We start from the raw sequence: 16127 nt of genomic DNA, 5'->3' as shown, positions 1-16127 counted from the left end.
TGCGGCTTTTAGCTTGCCGCTTTCAGCTCCGAGGAACAAACATGCTGAACGTTAGCAAACTCCATCAATACTACGGCGGCAGTCACATTCTTCGCGGTCTGTCCTTTGACGTGAAAGTCGGCGAAGTCACCTGTCTGCTGGGACGTAACGGTGTCGGCAAGACCACGTTGCTCAAGGTATTGATGGGGTTGTTGCCGTCCAAAGAGGGTTCAGTCGAGTGGGAAGGCAAGCCCATCACCGGATTCAAGCCGCACCAGCGGGTGCATGCCGGTATTGCCTATGTGCCTCAGGGCCGGGAGATTTTCGGGCGGCTGACGGTCGAGGAAAATCTGCTGATGGGCCTGTCGCGCTTCCCCGGCTCCGAAGCCAAGGAAGTTCCGGCCTTTATCTACGAACTGTTCCCGGTGCTGCTGCAAATGAAACATCGACGTGGCGGCGACCTGTCCGGTGGTCAACAACAGCAATTGGCAATCGGCCGGGCACTGGCGAGTCGTCCTCGCCTGTTGATTCTCGATGAGCCCACCGAAGGCATTCAGCCATCGGTCATCAAGGAAATAGGCGCGGTCATCAAGAAACTGGCCGAGCGTGGCGACATGGCTATTCTGCTGGTGGAGCAGTTCTACGATTTCGCGGCAGAGCTGGCCGACCAGTATCTGGTGATGTCCCGTGGCGAAATCGTCCAGCAAGGCCGTGGCGAGAATATGGAAGCCGAAGGCGTTCGTGGTCTTGTCACCATTTGAGACGCCAATCCGTTAAGGTGCATGACTCGACAAAGCAATGAAGACACCATGAATCTGCCTGCCCACACCGCCCTGTTCACCCCCAGCTGGCACGCCGAGCTGGAACTGGGTTATGGACGTTTCGACGACTGCACGCGGCCGATCCAGCGACGCCATAAAGGACCGCTGCGAGTACAGAAACATCTGTATGCCGAAGGTCCGCAAGTCTGCCAGCACATCATTGTTCACCCGCCTGGCGGGATTGCGGGCGGTGACCGGCTGGATATCTCGGCCACTGTCGGCCCCCAGGCCTGGGCGCAACTGACCAGCCCCGGCGCAGCCAAATGGTATCGCGCCGCGAGCCCGGCCTATCAGCAACTGGACCTGCGCGTAGAACCCGGCGCTACGCTGGAGTGGCTGCCGCAGGAAACCATCGTGTTCAGCAAGGCCCAGGCCGAACTGACCACCCGTATCGAACTTCAGGGCGATGCCAGGCTGTGTTACTGGGACGTGGTGGCGCTGGGACGTCCGGCCAGTGGCGAGCGTTTCGAGCAGGGGCATTTTCAGTCTCATCTGGATATCCGTCGCGACGGCCAGTTGCTATGGCATGAGCGGCAGCGCATTGTCGGAGGCGACGGTTTGCTGGATTCGCCCATCGGCCTGGACGGCAGAACAGTATTCGCAACCCTGCTGATCACCGGAGAAATAAACAGTGATCTGCTCGAAACCTGCCGCTCGCTCTCGCTGCCCAATCCGGTACGCGGCGACCTGACTCAATTGCCGGGGCTGGTGGTTGCCCGCTGTCTGGCGGATGAAGCCCTGCATGCCCGGGCCTGGCTGATCGAACTATGGAAACTGCTGCGCCCGGCCTTGTTGGGCCGCGAGGCGGTCACCCCCAGAATATGGAACACATGATTTTACGGTGTGTGCGTTTGTTCGCGAATGAGCGGAGCGCCGCCCGATTCGCTTCCACACCAGAACTTTAAGAAACGGAATACACCATGGATCTGAGTCCACGCGAAAAAGACAAACTGCTGATTTTCACCGCTGGCCTGGTTGCCGAACGCCGTCTGGCTCGCGGAGTGAAGCTCAACTACCCGGAAGCCATGGCCTATATCTCCGCAGCCCTGCTGGAAGGTGCCCGTGACGGGCAGACCGTGGCTGAGCTGATGCATTACGGCACCACGCTGCTGAGCCGCGACCAAGTGATGGAAGGCATCCCGGAAATGATCCCCGAGATCCAGGTGGAAGCCACCTTCCCGGACGGCACCAAGCTGGTCACCGTGCATCAACCGATTGCCTGAGCCAAGAGACTTATGAACGACCTGATTCGCGATGCACTGCCAGCCGATCTGCCGGGCATTCTCGCCATCTACAACGACGCGGTGCTCAACACCACGGCGATATGGAACGAACAGCCCGTAGACCTGGCCAATCGTCAGGCCTGGTTCGAGGCGCGCCAGACACAGGCCTATCCGATCCTGATCGCTGTCGACGATGCGGGTGAAGTACTGGGCTACTCGTCATTCGGCGACTGGCGCCCTTTCGAGGGCTTTCGTCACACGGTCGAGCATTCGGTCTATATACGCGCCGATCAGCGCGGCAAGGGGCTGGGGCCAAAGTTGATGGCCGCGCTGATAGAACGCGCCCGCCTTTGCGACAAGCACATCATGGTGGCGGCCATCGAAAGCGGTAACACGGCCTCCATCGCTCTGCATGAACGTCTGGGCTTCAAGACCACCGGGCAAATGCCTCAGGTCGGTACCAAGTTCGGGCGCTGGCTGGATCTGACTTTCATGCAACTGAATCTGTCGCCCGGCGCACAGGCACCGGCCTCCCAGGCTCCACAACCTCACTAGGGCATCCTCCATGAATCCTGCACAGTTACGTCGTGTAAACGCTGACAGCTTTGCGCATTACCGCCACGGGCTGGCCGAGCTGTTGCTCGATGCTGTACGCCACGGTGCTTCGGTAGGATTCATGGCCGACCTGGATACAGTGCAGGCCCTTGCCTGGTGTGATGGCCTGAAAACGGATATCTCCAGCGGCAACCTGCTGTTGTGGGTGGTGGTCCAGGAAGAACAGGTGCTGGCCAGCGCGCAATTGTCGCTGTGCCAGAAGCCCAACGGGCTCAATCGCGCTGAAGTGCAAAAACTCATGGTGCTGCAACAAGCCAGAGGTCGCGGCCTGGGCACACAGTTGATGGAGGCCGTCGAGCATGCCGCCGTCCAGCACAAGCGCGGCCTGTTGCATCTGGACACGGAGGCAGGCTCGCCTGCGGAAGCCTTCTACCGCACCCTCGCCTACACCCGTGTCGGCGAACTGCCGGATTACTGCGCCACACCGGATGGCCGCTACATGCCAACCGCCATTTATTTCAAAACCTTGGGGCAACAGACATGATCCCTGGCCAATACCAGATTCAGCCCGGCGACATCGAACTCAACGCCGGACGCCGCACCATCAGCCTGACCGTCGCCAACAGCGGCGACCGCCCGATCCAGGTCGGCTCGCACTTTCATTTCTTCGAGACCAACGACGCCCTGACCTTCGACCGTGCCGCCAGCCGAGGCATGCGCCTGAACATCCCGGCCGGCACCGCCGTACGCTTCGAGCCGGGCCAGGCCCGGGAAGTAGAACTGGTGGATCTGGCCGGGTTGAGGCGGGTTTTCGGGTTTGCGGGTCGCGTTATGGGAGACCTGGATTGAAATAACGCTTTCACCCAGAAACGGATTCCATGTAGGAGCCAACTCGTTGGCGAAGAGGCCAGCACTAGCTGCAAGCTTCAAGCTGCAAGATAAAAGCAGTACGGCATCGAACAACTTATAGCTCGCAGCTTGAAGCTTGCAGCTCCAACCCCGAGACCCGAAAGATGAAAATAAGCCGACAAGCCTACGCCGACATGTTCGGCCCCACCGTTGGCGACAAGGTTCGCCTGGCCGATACCGAGCTGTGGATCGAGGTCGAAAAGGACTTCACCACCTACGGTGAGGAAGTGAAATTCGGCGGTGGCAAGGTCATTCGTGACGGCATGGGCCAGGGCCAGTTGCTGGCCGCTGAAGTGGTGGACACGCTGATCACCAACGCCCTGATCATCGATCACTGGGGCATCGTCAAGGCTGACGTCGGGCTCAAGAATGGCCGCATCGCCGCCATCGGCAAGGCGGGCAACCCGGATATTCAGCCGGACGTGACCATCGCCGTGGGCGCGGCGACCGAAGTGATTGCCGGTGAAGGCATGATCCTGACCGCAGGCGGCGTCGATACGCACATTCACTTCATCTGCCCGCAGCAGATCGAAGAAGCGTTGATGAGTGGCGTGACCACCATGATCGGCGGCGGCACCGGCCCGGCCACCGGCACCAATGCCACCACCGTAACACCCGGCCCTTGGCATATGGCGCGCATGCTCCAGGCCGCCGACTCGTTTCCGATGAACATTGGCCTGACCGGCAAAGGCAACGTCAGCGTTCCCGGCCCGTTGATCGAACAGGTCAAGGCCGGGGCCATCGGCCTGAAGCTGCACGAAGACTGGGGCACCACGCCCGCAGCCATCGACAACTGCCTGAGCGTGGCCGACGAATACGATGTGCAGGTCGCGATTCACACCGACACGCTCAACGAATCAGGTTTCGTCGAAACCACACTGGGAGCGTTCAAGAACCGCACCATCCACACCTATCACACAGAAGGTGCCGGTGGCGGCCATGCGCCGGACATCATCAAGGCCTGCGGCTCGCCCAACGTCCTGCCAAGCTCCACCAACCCGACACGGCCGTTCACCCGCAACACCATCGACGAGCACCTGGACATGTTGATGGTCTGCCATCACCTGGACCCAAGCATTGCCGAAGACGTGGCCTTCGCCGAAAGCCGCATCCGCCGGGAAACCATTGCCGCCGAAGACATCCTTCACGACCTGGGTGCGTTCTCGATGCTCAGTTCCGACAGCCAAGCCATGGGCCGTGTCGGTGAAGTGATCATGCGCACCTGGCAGACCGCCGACAAGATGAAGAAACAGCGCGGCCCGCTACCTGGGGATGGTCCAGGCAACGACAACTTCCGCGCCAAACGCTACATCGCCAAATACACCATCAACCCGGCAATCACCCATGGCATCAGCCATGAAGTGGGCTCCATCGAAGTGGGCAAATGGGCGGATCTGGTGCTGTGGCGGCCTGCATTCTTCGGTGTAAAACCGACGCTGATCCTCAAGGGCGGTGCCATCGCGGCCAGCCTGATGGGCGACGCCAACGCCTCTATTCCGACACCGCAACCCGTGCATTACCGCCCGATGTTTGCCAGTTATGGCAGCTCATTGCACGCCACCAGCCTGACCTTCATCAGCCAGGCAGCGTTCGACGCCGGCGTGCCAGAAGCCCTGGGCCTGAAGAAACAGATTGGTGTGGTCAAGGGTTGCCGCAGCGTTCAGAAGAAAGACCTGATTCACAACGACTACCTGCCCGACATCGATGTCGATCCACAAACCTATCAGGTCAAGGCCGACGGCGTATTGCTGTGGTGTGAACCGGCGGATGTGCTGCCGATGGCGCAGCGGTATTTCCTGTTCTGACCCGACGAGGGCCTTCCTGCGGGAAGGCCCTTTGGGTTTTCAGCCGCGCCGGGGTAGGCTATCGGGAGCCTATACTCGCCCTTTGCGATCAAGCCGGTCACTTTCAACATATTGAAGTGACTCTCAAAAAGTTGACTTAAGAGACAAATAACGTCAAACGGCTGTTTGTCGGACAAAGCAAAGACGATAATATGCCCGACACCTCCTCATTACCCCGAAGCAAGGTAACCGGCAATGCGCCTATCCGAATTCATCGTCGCTCATGTGGATCGCATCGTCGATGAATGGGAAGACTTCGCCAAGACCCTGACTCCTGCGGCTGACTCCATGAGCCGTGTCGAACTGCGCGACCATGCCAAGTCGATTCTGCTGGCCGCTGCACGGGACATGGATGCTGCCAGGAGCAAACAGGCCGCCAGAGTTCCGGGCACTGTACTGAACCTGGATGAAGCAGCCGCCAGCCATGGCGAGCTTCGGCATACCGTGGGCTTCGATCTGGTGCAGATGACTTCCGAGTTTCGCCATTTGCGCTCCAGCGTCACTCGCTTGTGGACCGAAAGCCTGGAGACACCGGCACAAGCCTCTTTTGAGGACATGATCAGCTTCAACGAAGTCATCGACGAAGCACTGGCCGAATCCACCGCTGCGTACGTCGAGCAGGTAACCCGCTCGCGGGATATGTTTCTGGCCATTCTCGGCCATGACCTGCGTGCGCCGTTACAGGCCGTGAGCATGTCTACAGACATGTTGATGCGCAAGACAGAGCAGAATGAAAAGACGCTCTCCTATATTTCCCAGATCAAAAGCAGCACTCGGCACATGGGCGCCATGGTCGGGGACCTGCTGGAATTCGTGCGCAGCCGACTCGGCGCCAGCCTGCCGGTGGAGCGCAAGCCCATGGACCTGGCCGCTGCATGCCGCGAAGCCATCGAAGAAGCCTGTGCCGGTCAGCCAGCCAGCACACCGACCCTGAAAGTGGCGGGCAATACCCGAGGCGAGTGGGACAGCGCCAGGATTGGCCAACTGCTACAGAACCTGATCGGCAATGCGTTGCAGCACGGCACCTCGAGCAACGAAGTCAGCGTCAAGGTCACTGGCTGGGAGGACAATGTGGAACTGATCGTCCACAACGATGGCGAGCCCATTGCGGAGGACGCCATCGGCACGATTTTCGACCCGATGGTACGCAGCGTGAACCCTGACGCCGAAACCCACAACCCATCGACCAGCCTTGGTCTGGGCTTGTTCATCGTCAAGGAAGTGGTCAATGCCCATGCCGGCAGCATTACGGTGACATCGACCATCGGCGATGGAACCACGTTTACCGTGGTCCTGCCGCGCACGGCTTGAACCTGCAGGTGGCCGGTCTGTCGACCACCTGACTCATGGCTCAATTACCCCACTGGCTCCGTGGATCAAAGGCAGACTTGTCAGCCAGCTTTTGCCAGAGGGTCTTGGTGGCATCATCGATCGTTCTGGGCATGACGATCTTGAGCTGAGCGTACAGGTCGCCACGCTCGCCTTTCTTGTCCAGCAAGCCATTGCCCTTGATACGCAGACGCTGACCGTTCTGGCTTTCCGGACGAATGGTCAGGTTGATCTTGCCGGTCAGGGTCGGCACAGCGACCTTGGCACCCAGCGCAGCCTCCCATGGAGCCAGCGGCACGGTGATGATCAGGTCATGATTCTCGACCTCGAACATCGGATGCGGTGCCAGGCGGATGATCAGGTACAGATCGCCATTCTCGCCACCTGCAACACCCGGCGCGCCCTGGCCCTTGAGGCGGATACGCTCGCCATCCACGACCCCGGCAGGAATCTTCACGTTCAGGGTCTTGGTGACGTCAGCCATGCGTTGCCCGTTGGGGCTGTGCTGCGGAACCTTGAAACTGACCTGCTTGGACTCACCCGACAGGGTTTCTTCCAGGAAGATCGCCAGTTCCATTTCCACATCCTGCCCCTTGCGGCCCTGGTTACGGGTACGACCGCCCTGCTGCTGAGCCCGACCACCGAAGATCGAACTGAAGAACTCGGAGAAGTCCGTAGTATCCCCACCAAAACCACCGCCGCCCGCCCCCGCACGGCTCTGCCAGCCGGGTGGCGGCTGGAAAGGCCGCCCCTGACGCCCGTACTTGCGCAGCTCGTCATACTCGGCACGCTTGTCCGGGCTGCTCAGGACTTCATAAGCCTCGGACGCTTCCTTGAACTTGTCTTCCGCGCCGGCTTCTCTGCTGACGTCCGGATGATACTTGCGCGCAAGCTTGCGATAGGCCGCCTTGAGCGCCTTGTCGTCGACCGTCGGCTCAACGCCGAGAATCTTGTAATAATCTTTGAAATCCATCTAACGATCACCCATCCCCAATATGCCCAGCCGCACCATACGTAACTATCTACCCTGTCATGGGGCGGTGCCTGGAAAACTCAAGTCGCAGAGTGTATCCGTAAACGGTCGCAATGGATGACAACGCCATAGCCTATTGATGGGCTGACGTGTGATCTCTCTCTATATTCGGGGTATACAACTGCCCGTCGATATCCAGATTTCGATAACGCGGCTCGACGAGCCTTACCTTACCCGCCCGGATCATATCGGCCAGCTCCTTGCCGGTATGAAACGAGCCATCCATTCTCCCGATCTCTTCCCACTGGCCGTCTGCATTGCGTTTGAAGATATACATCCACGCCTGAGTCGAAGCAAAAAACTGCACCACTTCGTTCTGACCGTCACCATCCAGATCGATAACCCACATAACGCATTGCAACTTATTGCAGTTGAGACTCCCCAGCTTGGGATTGGCGAATTGTTCATGACCATCCACTGGCTCGCCGATCCAGATCCGGTTCTGATCTGGTACAGGGATCGCCCTGTAGCGTTTCGTAGAGGTTTCCAATGCGTCATACATCCGCGTCTTGAGGACTTCACGGGCATTGGCGTCCATGTTCTGCGGGAGCTGGTCCAGGTCCGCCATCAGACGGTTAAATGCCCGCAGCCCCGGTTTACCCAAAGAGTTGCGCAGGGAATAGGCATCGAAAATGGCAGGCGATGTCGTTCCGTCCATCAACCGTTGTATCTGATTACGAGCGCTCAACTCTTCCGGGTTCCACCAAGGCGTGTGAGTCGAAACCACCACTACGCACACCAGCAAGGCCAGCCAGGGATTGGTTGCTCGTAGATTGCCCAGCCAGTCAGCGCCTGATCTCAAGACCGCCCACAGCGCAGCCAGACTGTATAGAACGGCGATCACCACTGACAACAGACCGATGACGCGCGATGGAGACAGCCCGTATTGCTCGATACGCAGCCAGGTTGAATAAGCCGCCAACACTGCCAGCACCGGCAATAGCAGCAGGCTGGCGTTTATCATCCAGTTGAGCCCCTGTGGATAAGCCTGTGGCTGGCTGCCATCCTGAAACACGCCGTTGACCAGAAACAGATTCGCAGCCACCAGAGACAGCAGGATCGTAGTGGCGCGGCCAGTCTCCCAGATTGACTGCAGCCCGGTAAACGGCAGTGCCAGAGAGAAAAACACCACGATCAACGCCGTCAGCGGTGCCAGAAAACGGCACAGACTCAGCAGAACACCCCGCAGCATGCTGATGACTTTGTCGTTCTCACGCCCTATGCGTATGCCCAAGGAGAACACCATGCACAGACTGACAATATTGAAGTTCCGGGTCTTGATCACCTCTTTGAGTGCGCCGATGCCAATCATCTGGAACAGACTCGCGCATAGCTGCAACAGTGACCAGAACAGTCCTGTCAGCAACAGAGCCAGCAGCAGGATGAGGCCACTGTTCCAGGCGTGCTGAAACAGCACCCGATAAGGCAGCCGTAGCCTCTCGCCTGATGGCCAGCTGAGGATGAAGGCCGAACAGATATAACCCACGATAAGTGAGCCAAAGATCCAGTGCTCGTCCCAGGATCTCAACGACCTGTGCATGGCCCATTCAGTAATGGCGGCCAGTATCAAAGCCAGCAACCCGGCCCCGATCCAGGCACCACGCTGCCTGAAATGGTTACCCAGCAATTGCAGGTTGACCCCGAAAACCAGAGCAGCCACGACAACAGAATTCCTTTCGAACTCCCAGGCGAACACCATCACGACGGCCTGCAAAAAGCCGACGGAAAGGTAAAACGGGAGGGTTCCCTTGAGTACGGGCATTCAACTTCCTTATTGAAAACGAGAGCCTGGGCCTCAACCACAAACCATGCAGAAACCAGAGGGCGGCGGGATCATGTCACGTAAAATGCTGTAACTCCATTCGCCTGACAGCACTACGCAATCACGATGCACTGACATACACTGCGCGGCCGTTTTTTGACTGGAACGTAAAAGACATGAATGACCAATCCCCGGCCCGTGCCTGCGGCATCGATTTCGGCACGTCCAACTCCACTGTCGGCTGGCAAAGACCAGGCGTGGAATCGTTGATTGCGCTGGAGGACGACAAGATCACTCTGCCGTCAGTGGTGTTCTTCAACATGGAAGAGCGCCGCCCGGTGTATGGCCGCCTGGCGCTGCACGAGTATCTGGAAGGCTACGAAGGCCGCCTGATGCGCTCGCTCAAGAGCCTGCTGGGTTCCAAGCTGATCAAACACGACACCAGCGTGCTGGGCACGGCCATGCCATTCAAGGATTTGCTGGGGCTGTTCATCGGCGAGCTGAAAAAGCGTGCAGAACGCACCGCTGGCCGGGAGTTCGAGCAGGTTGTGCTGGGCCGTCCGGTGCATTTCGTCGATGACGACGCGCAAGCGGACCAGGAAGCCGAAGACACCCTGGCCGAAGTCGCTCGCAAGATCGGCTTCAAGGACGTGTCATTCCAGTACGAACCCATCGCCGCAGCCTTCGACTATGAGTCGAGCATCAATAGCGAAGAGCTGGTGCTGATCGTCGACATCGGCGGTGGTACTTCGGACTTCTCGTTGGTGCGCCTGTCACCGGAGCGACGTACCCACAACGACCGTCATGAAGACATCCTGGCCACGGGCGGCGTGCATATCGGCGGGACCGACTTCGACAAACAACTGAGCCTGCAAGGCGTGATGCCGCTGTTCGGTTATGGCAGCCGCATGAAAAGCGGTGCCTACATGCCTACCAGTCATCACATGAACCTGGCGACCTGGCACACCATCAACGCCGTGTACTCGCAGAAATCCCAGTTGGCGCTGGGCAGCATGCGCTACGACATCGAAGATACCGGTGGTATCGACCGCCTGTTCAAACTGATCGAGCAACGCGCCGGGCACTGGCTGGCAATGGAAGTGGAAGAAACCAAGATCCAGCTGACCAACGCCGAAAGCCGCCATGTGCCCATGGATCGTATCGAAAGCGGCCTGAGCGTGGATTTGAGCCGGGCAATGTTCGAGTCAGCCATCGATGCCCAGCTTGAGCGCGTGCGTGACAGCGTGAGCAAACTGTTGAGCGATGCAGGCGTGGGTGTCGAGCAAGTGAACACGGTGTTCTTCACCGGTGGTTCAAGCGGCATTCCGGCCCTGCGCAACAGCGTGTCTGCAATGCTGCCCAATGCCCGCCATGTGGAAGGCAATATCTTCGGCAGTATTGGTAGCGGCCTGGCGATCGAAGCGAAGAAAAGGTATGGGTAAAAAGTGAGCTGCAAGTTTTAAGCTTCAAGCTGCAAGAAAAAGCAGACGGTATACGCGCTGTGCTTTTACTTGCCGCTTAAAGCTTGCAGCTTGAAACTTCCCCTCCTACACCAACCCTTCCTTCTGCAACTCGCTCTTGAGATACGCATAGTAGATCGGCCCGGCCACCACGCCCGGCAGGCCGAAGGCTGCCTCGAAGAGAAGCATGGCCAGCAGCAGCTCCCACGACTTGGCATTGATCTGCCCGCCGACGATCCGCGCATTGAGGAAGTATTCGACCTTGTGGATCACGATCAGGTAGGTCAGCGCCGCGAAGGCCACCCAGATCGACACCGACATGCCGACGATGAAGATCAGGGTGTTGGACATCAGGTTACCCACTACCGGCAGCAGGCCGAGCAGGAAGGTCATGATGATCAGGGTCTTGGTCAATGGCAGGTGAATGCCCCACAACGGCAGGACAATCGCCAGGAATACCGACGTAAAGGCGGTGTTGAGCAGCGAGATCTTGATCTGGGCAAAGACGATATTGCGGAACGCACGGCTCAACAGGCTCAGCCGGTCGAACAGCGCAGCAGCCAGTGGCTTGCGGGTATGAACGTCCGAGATTCGCTGCAAGGCGATGATCGCGCCCAGCACCATGCCGATCAGCATGGTCACGAACATGTGGGCCGCGCCCTTGCCGATCATCTGCAACTCACCGATATGCTTTTGCAGCCATTGGCCCAGGGACACCTGAAACTCGGCTGCACTGGCCGGCAGGTAGGCATCAATGAAAGGCGGTAACTGCCCACGGGCGCGGTCCACCAGAACCATGAACTTGTCCAGTGACGCGCCGGGATTCTCGGCCTCATGCAATACAAAACTGATGGCACCGGCGAAAATCAGCGTCAGCAGACTGACAATGATGGTCCCCAGCAAGGCCACGGCAAGCCATCGGGCACGCTCACCGGAAATCAGGCGTTGCAGCCTTGGGGTCAGCATGTTGACCAATTCGTAGACCAGCAGACCTGCCAACAGACTTGGCAAAAGCTTGAAAGGCAAAATCAGCAGCAAACCGCCAAAAACCAGAATCCAGCTGGCCAATAACACCTGACGCAAAGAAAACGTTGGCATAAAGCCTCAACGGGCGGCCCAAAGAAGACGGCAGTCTGCCAGCGTTCAGAGCCGAGGACCAGTGATCCGAAGGTCAGAACAGCAATAGCACGCGCCTCGGCTCAATAGCTACGGTGCGAATCAGGCCCAAGCGCTTTATTTCCCGCACCTGGGCCAATATTCAGGCCAGTGAGCCCATCACCGGAAAATTATTTCTTCTTGAGACAATCACTCATGAAGCTCTTGCGAGCATCGCCCTTGAGGGCTTGAGTGGTAGCGGTCGCATTGCAGGTCTTCATTTTTTCCTGCTGGGTTTGCGCCGGAGCCGGTGCAGCCTTCAGGCATGTGCTCATGAATGCCTTACGTTCATCGCCCTTGAGCGACTTGGCAGTGGCATCCGCGTTACAGGAGGTCATCTTGTTCTGCTGCGCCGTGGCAGCAAAGCCTTGGGCGGATACCATCAGACCAACGAGCAACAAAGAAATACCGAGCGTCTTCATCAGGTCAACTCTCCAGAACGACCGTACCGATCAGCGCGGTCTCAAAAGAGTGTAGTCAAAGATGTTGCGATATATGTCGAGCCAAGACACCTTGTCAGGCGGATAATCACCTCTCGCTTTTTATCGGTTACCTCATGCAATACGCATTTCCTCTGCTGACCATCCTGATCTGGGCAGCCAATACCGTCATTACCAAGGCTGCATCGGAAGTGATCTTCCCCGCCGAGATCGGTTTCTATCGCTGGCTACTGGCAGGCCTCCTGTTCACACCGTTCATGCTCAGACCAGTGTGGAAGAACCGGGCGTTCATCAAACCGGTGCTGGGCAAGATCGTCGTATTGGGCGTGCTGGGCATGGCGGTGTACCAGAGCCTGGCGTATTTCGCCGCCAGCATGACCACGGCCACCAACATGGGGATCATTCAATCCCTGGTGCCCATGATGGCGCTGGGGCTTTCAATTGCCTGCCTGGGTAATCGACTGACTTTCGGCGCCTTGTTCGGGGCCGTATTGTCTTTTGCCGGTGTAGTCGTGGTGGTGTCGGCCGGCAATCTGGCCGGGCTCATCGAGCAGGGCATCAATCGTGGGGATGCGATGGTTCTGGTCGCCGCAGCAGCCTATGCCGTCTACAGCACCCTGCTGAAAAAGTGGCAGTTGTGCCTGCCGCCCTTGCAGTTGCTGTACCTGCAAATACTGATTGCGATCATTGTGCTGTTTCCGCTGTTCATTCTCTCGCCCCGGACAGGCCTGAACATGAGCAACATCCCCATGGTCCTGTATGCGGCCATTCCGACTTCTATGCTCGCGCCATGGTTGTGGATGACCGCCATCATGCGTCTGGGACCAAGCCGCACAACGCTGTTCTTCAACCTGATGCCCATTGCGACTGCCCTGATCGCGGCAGCCTTTCTGGGCGAGCAACTGGCGCTTTATCACCTGGCCGGTGGAGCATTGACCTTGTGCGGAGTCATCCTGGCAGAGCGCTGGAAAACCCCGATGCGGCAGACCGCTTAAAGCCCAGCGGCCTTGAGACGTGCCGCATGGTCAAGGAAGAGCTTTACGGGGTTCGCGCCCTTGCCCACAAGGCCAAAGGTCTGGTTGACGATATCGAAGTGATCGAGCGGGAAGTCATCGCCGATCACAGTCCCCAGATGCGAGCTGAAACGCCCGACCATGCCGTCGCACTGGCCTTTTTCCTTGACGAAGGTGCGGGCGAAAATACGACAGGTCACGTTGGTCCCGTCGATCAGGTTACGTCCTCGATTGGTAATCCCCGGCTTCAGAATCCCGGACCAGGAGTAATAGCGAACGCCATTGACCAGTTCCTCGCCTTGCCCACCCCAGGTTTGCGGCAACCCTTGAGGGTACTGCCTGTTAAACAGCGCAACCCCGGTCGTGGTCAGCGACTGGTGGGAAGCCGAGATATTCATCGGCAACTTGGGTCCGCGATACCCGGTCTCAAACGTCGTGATCGTCCAGGACAGCAAACCGATCACCGCATTGACGACACGCCCACCCGCACTGCCAACCGGAAAAGTACGCTCCAGATAATCCGCCAGCTCTGAGCCCTGATTGGGACCGGCCACTGACGTCACCGAGGCCACCAGTTCAGGACGTTTGGCGGCGACATAACGAACAGTCAACGCGCCCTGGCTATGGCCGATCAGGTTGACCTTGGCTGCGCCGGTTTCACGGACGGTCTTCTCAATGATCTTGAGCAGTTGCTCTCCCCGTATCTCGGTTGAGTTGACCCCGGAAACCATCACCGGAATCACCGTCGCCCCACCCCGCTCCAGTGCCTTGATGATGCCGAACCAATAGGGATAAACCAGCAAACGCACAAACCCCAAGAGACCGGGCACCAGCAATAACGGATATCGCGTAGCTTGTTCTTGCGCCATGTGTCCTCTCCGACGTTAGCCAATAGCTAGAACCTTAGCGGTGTTTGGCAGCAAGACAGATATATATGACAAACACGTGTACTGCCTTATTGCCATCCATTATCGAACTCTCACGCACCTTCCCCTCTCCAAAGCACATCGGGCCAAGACCGGCTCTGTCATGCGGAGAGACAATGATGTACAAGAAAATCCTGGCGGCTACCTGTGTATTGGGGACATTGGCGGGTTGCGGTACGGCAACCGTACAGAATCCGGTGGACTTCGTGACCTATCGCAACGAGCCACTGGTCAAGCAGGTCGAAAACGGCATGACTCGACAGCAAGTGCTGACCATCGGCGGCGAACCATCGTCCACAGTGGACCGCAAGGTCAGCCCAGGAACCTGCAATAACTACGTGATGACCAAAGATGGCCACAAACAGGTCTACCACGTCAGCTTCAACGGCGACGGCCGTGTTACCAACAAAGGCTTCATGACCTGCGAACAGCGCGAAGCGAACGAACGCGCCCTGTAAGGCTGATGCCGAACAGTTAAGGTCATAACTCACTTTGTGGGAGGCAGCCTGGCGACTTCAGCGTACCGACGCAGAATATCTGCCGGTTTTCAGGCCTTTTTCGCCAGCAAGCTGCTTCCTACAAGTATCTCGTTGCATCAAGCACCGGGCTTTTCACCACTCCCAGTCTCTTTCCATGAACTCGGCTGTGGGTGGCAGGACCGAGTGCAGGAATTGCAGGAATTTCTCGAATAAATCTTTGTCGGGAAAGCGAAATTCAAATCCCACCGTGATGTCTGTTCGGTGAGTGATGATCATGGAACGCTTGCGATCCACCGTGACAAAGTTGTACTCGTTCCAGGGCAAGCTCTGTTCGTTATTGATTTTATTCTCCCAATTCAGCAAAGAGCGTGCAGCCCCGATTGAAATGGCGGCGGGGCCGACCAGAAAGAGCAGGGAGCCTGTGACGAGGGCCACGCCGAGAAATAGCAGGATGGTGAAAATGGCGATGCCTTTGAAGAGCGGGCCTGCGAAGCTTGGGTAGTAGTCGTAATATTCAAGCAGTGCTTTTTGTGAGGTGACACTGTAGTTGAATATGGTTTTTTGTCTGAAGATGAGTATATAAAAAAACACATTACAGTATAGAAATATAGCGCCGACCATTAGTTCGGGCACATGAATTTGACTTTTCCACCAAGTCAAAAAAGTAAGTAAAAGCCCCCATGCCGTACCAGCGCAAAAAATAAGCACCTGGCCTTCCATTATGTCTTTTGGAGTGCCGCTTATAGTCTTTATGGACCCGTCAAATATTTTTTCGCAGTCTTTCAACTCATCAAAATGATAAGCAGCATTTTGTTTTTCGGTATCATTCAGAGACTCGTCACTGAGCGAAGCTTTTTTCTCGTTGTGCATATCGCCTACTTATTCCGGGGTTGCAAGTGTCAGGGATTGGCTGCGGTGCTCAGCACTTATCAAAAGATGGGGTGTGGTTAATCCATCTGCTGTGCCATTCCCATTCTTGTCGAGCTCTATCTGATAAAGGTAACCTCGCTCCTCTTTTCCAGGACTGACCACATCACTGGGGTACCATATCTGCAGTTCGATATAGTCAGCACTCCTGTCAAGCGGTACCCAGACCTGCCAGACAACATCCTCGTTCTCGGGCATGATCGGAAAATGCAGTTCTGGTGGGCCGAAGGGTGGGCGCTCGTTGCTGACTTTTGTGAATTTTCTAATATGCG

Annotated in this window: 17 protein-coding genes; 11 read left to right on the top strand and 6 right to left on the bottom strand. The window is 57.5% G+C overall.

All coding sequences use genetic code 11. The annotated features are described in order from the left end of the window. Positions 1 to 41: 41 nt before the first annotated feature. The 8 genes from urtE to Q6A51_RS10635 all read left to right on the top strand — a co-directional run bounded on the left by urtE (position 42) and on the right by Q6A51_RS10635 (position 6642). On the top strand, positions 42 to 740 hold the full coding sequence (urtE, locus tag Q6A51_RS10670; RefSeq protein ID WP_025262167.1) for an urea ABC transporter ATP-binding subunit UrtE: 699 nt from the start codon (positions 42 to 44) through the stop codon (positions 738 to 740). A gap of 48 nt (positions 741 to 788) precedes the next feature. Beyond that, on the top strand, positions 789 to 1634 hold the full coding sequence (locus tag Q6A51_RS10665) for an urease accessory protein UreD (RefSeq protein WP_304574766.1): 846 nt from the start codon (positions 789 to 791) through the stop codon (positions 1632 to 1634). Between the two features lie 86 nt (positions 1635 to 1720). After that, positions 1721 to 2023 (top strand): urease subunit gamma, encoded by a 303-nt coding sequence (gene ureA / locus Q6A51_RS10660; protein ID WP_201005056.1) that lies wholly within the window; start codon positions 1721 to 1723, stop codon positions 2021 to 2023. A gap of 12 nt (positions 2024 to 2035) precedes the next feature. Further along, the gene (locus Q6A51_RS10655) at positions 2036 to 2578 is read left to right on the top strand and encodes a GNAT family N-acetyltransferase (protein WP_201020331.1); all 543 of its coding nucleotides are present in this window, start codon (positions 2036 to 2038) and stop codon (positions 2576 to 2578) included. A 10-nt stretch (positions 2579 to 2588) separates the two neighbouring features. Next, on the top strand, positions 2589 to 3122 hold the full coding sequence (locus Q6A51_RS10650; protein WP_304574765.1) for a GNAT family N-acetyltransferase: 534 nt from the start codon (positions 2589 to 2591) through the stop codon (positions 3120 to 3122). Continuing rightward, complete coding sequence (locus tag Q6A51_RS10645; protein ID WP_201005062.1) at positions 3119 to 3427, top strand: urease subunit beta; 309 nt, start codon at positions 3119 to 3121, stop codon at positions 3425 to 3427. Before Q6A51_RS10650 ends, Q6A51_RS10645 begins: the two co-directional genes overlap by 4 nt. 164 nt (positions 3428 to 3591) lie before the next feature. Further along, a complete protein-coding gene (ureC, locus tag Q6A51_RS10640; RefSeq protein WP_201005064.1) occupies positions 3592 to 5292 on the top strand; it encodes an urease subunit alpha in 1701 nt (566 codons plus the stop codon). 234 nt (positions 5293 to 5526) lie between these two features. Next, positions 5527 to 6642: a sensor histidine kinase gene (locus Q6A51_RS10635; protein WP_201020329.1), complete on the top strand. Its 1116-nt coding sequence runs from the start codon at positions 5527 to 5529 to the stop codon at positions 6640 to 6642. A 40-nt stretch (positions 6643 to 6682) separates the two neighbouring features. Here Q6A51_RS10635 and cbpA read toward each other — a convergent pair whose 3' ends face one another. Both cbpA and Q6A51_RS10625 read right to left on the bottom strand, forming a co-directional pair. Continuing rightward, positions 6683 to 7633, bottom strand: a complete 951-nt coding sequence (cbpA, locus tag Q6A51_RS10630; RefSeq protein ID WP_304574764.1) for a curved DNA-binding protein — start codon at positions 7631 to 7633, stop codon at positions 6683 to 6685. A 133-nt stretch (positions 7634 to 7766) separates the two neighbouring features. After that, the gene (locus tag Q6A51_RS10625; protein ID WP_304574763.1) at positions 7767 to 9455 is read right to left on the bottom strand and encodes a DUF4153 domain-containing protein; all 1689 of its coding nucleotides are present in this window, start codon (positions 9453 to 9455) and stop codon (positions 7767 to 7769) included. 176 nt (positions 9456 to 9631) lie between these two features. Here Q6A51_RS10625 and Q6A51_RS10620 point away from each other — a divergent pair, with 176 nt between their 5' ends. Next, positions 9632 to 10897, top strand: coding sequence for an Hsp70 family protein (locus Q6A51_RS10620; protein ID WP_201020326.1), 1266 nt, complete (start codon positions 9632 to 9634; stop codon positions 10895 to 10897). Between the two features lie 105 nt (positions 10898 to 11002). Here the strand turns inward: Q6A51_RS10620 and Q6A51_RS10615 are convergent, their stop codons facing one another. Together Q6A51_RS10615 and Q6A51_RS10610 are read right to left on the bottom strand one after the other, a co-directional pair. Continuing rightward, positions 11003 to 12013: an AI-2E family transporter gene (locus Q6A51_RS10615; protein ID WP_201020325.1), complete on the bottom strand. Its 1011-nt coding sequence runs from the start codon at positions 12011 to 12013 to the stop codon at positions 11003 to 11005. Between the two features lie 188 nt (positions 12014 to 12201). Then, positions 12202 to 12492, bottom strand: a complete 291-nt coding sequence (locus Q6A51_RS10610) for a PsiF family protein (RefSeq protein WP_201005076.1) — start codon at positions 12490 to 12492, stop codon at positions 12202 to 12204. A gap of 134 nt (positions 12493 to 12626) precedes the next feature. Between Q6A51_RS10610 and Q6A51_RS10605 the strand changes: the two genes are divergently transcribed. Beyond that, positions 12627 to 13505: a DMT family transporter gene (locus Q6A51_RS10605; RefSeq protein WP_304574762.1), complete on the top strand. Its 879-nt coding sequence runs from the start codon at positions 12627 to 12629 to the stop codon at positions 13503 to 13505. Here Q6A51_RS10605 and Q6A51_RS10600 read toward each other — a convergent pair. Beyond that, positions 13502 to 14392: an esterase/lipase family protein gene (locus tag Q6A51_RS10600; RefSeq protein WP_304574761.1), complete on the bottom strand. Its 891-nt coding sequence runs from the start codon at positions 14390 to 14392 to the stop codon at positions 13502 to 13504. The genes Q6A51_RS10605 and Q6A51_RS10600 overlap by 4 nt on opposite strands. Before the next feature lie 176 nt (positions 14393 to 14568). On the opposite strand from Q6A51_RS10600, the gene osmE reads away from it, so the two are divergent. Then, the gene (gene osmE / locus Q6A51_RS10595) at positions 14569 to 14907 is read left to right on the top strand and encodes an osmotically-inducible lipoprotein OsmE (RefSeq protein ID WP_201005192.1); all 339 of its coding nucleotides are present in this window, start codon (positions 14569 to 14571) and stop codon (positions 14905 to 14907) included. Positions 14908 to 15060: 153 nt separating this feature from the next. Here the strand turns inward: osmE and Q6A51_RS10590 are convergent, their stop codons facing one another. Continuing rightward, positions 15061 to 15798 carry a permease gene (locus Q6A51_RS10590; protein WP_304574760.1) on the bottom strand — a complete coding sequence of 246 codons (738 nt, stop codon included), beginning with the start codon at positions 15796 to 15798 and terminating at the stop codon, positions 15061 to 15063. Between the last annotated feature and the right edge of the window lie 329 nt (positions 15799 to 16127).

It is taken from the genome of Pseudomonas serbiensis (assembly GCF_030580745.1).
Lineage (GTDB): Bacteria > Pseudomonadota > Gammaproteobacteria > Pseudomonadales > Pseudomonadaceae > Aquipseudomonas > Aquipseudomonas serbiensis.
Note: the sequence above shows the minus strand (reverse complement) of the source record. Positions and strands in the feature narration are given on the sequence as shown.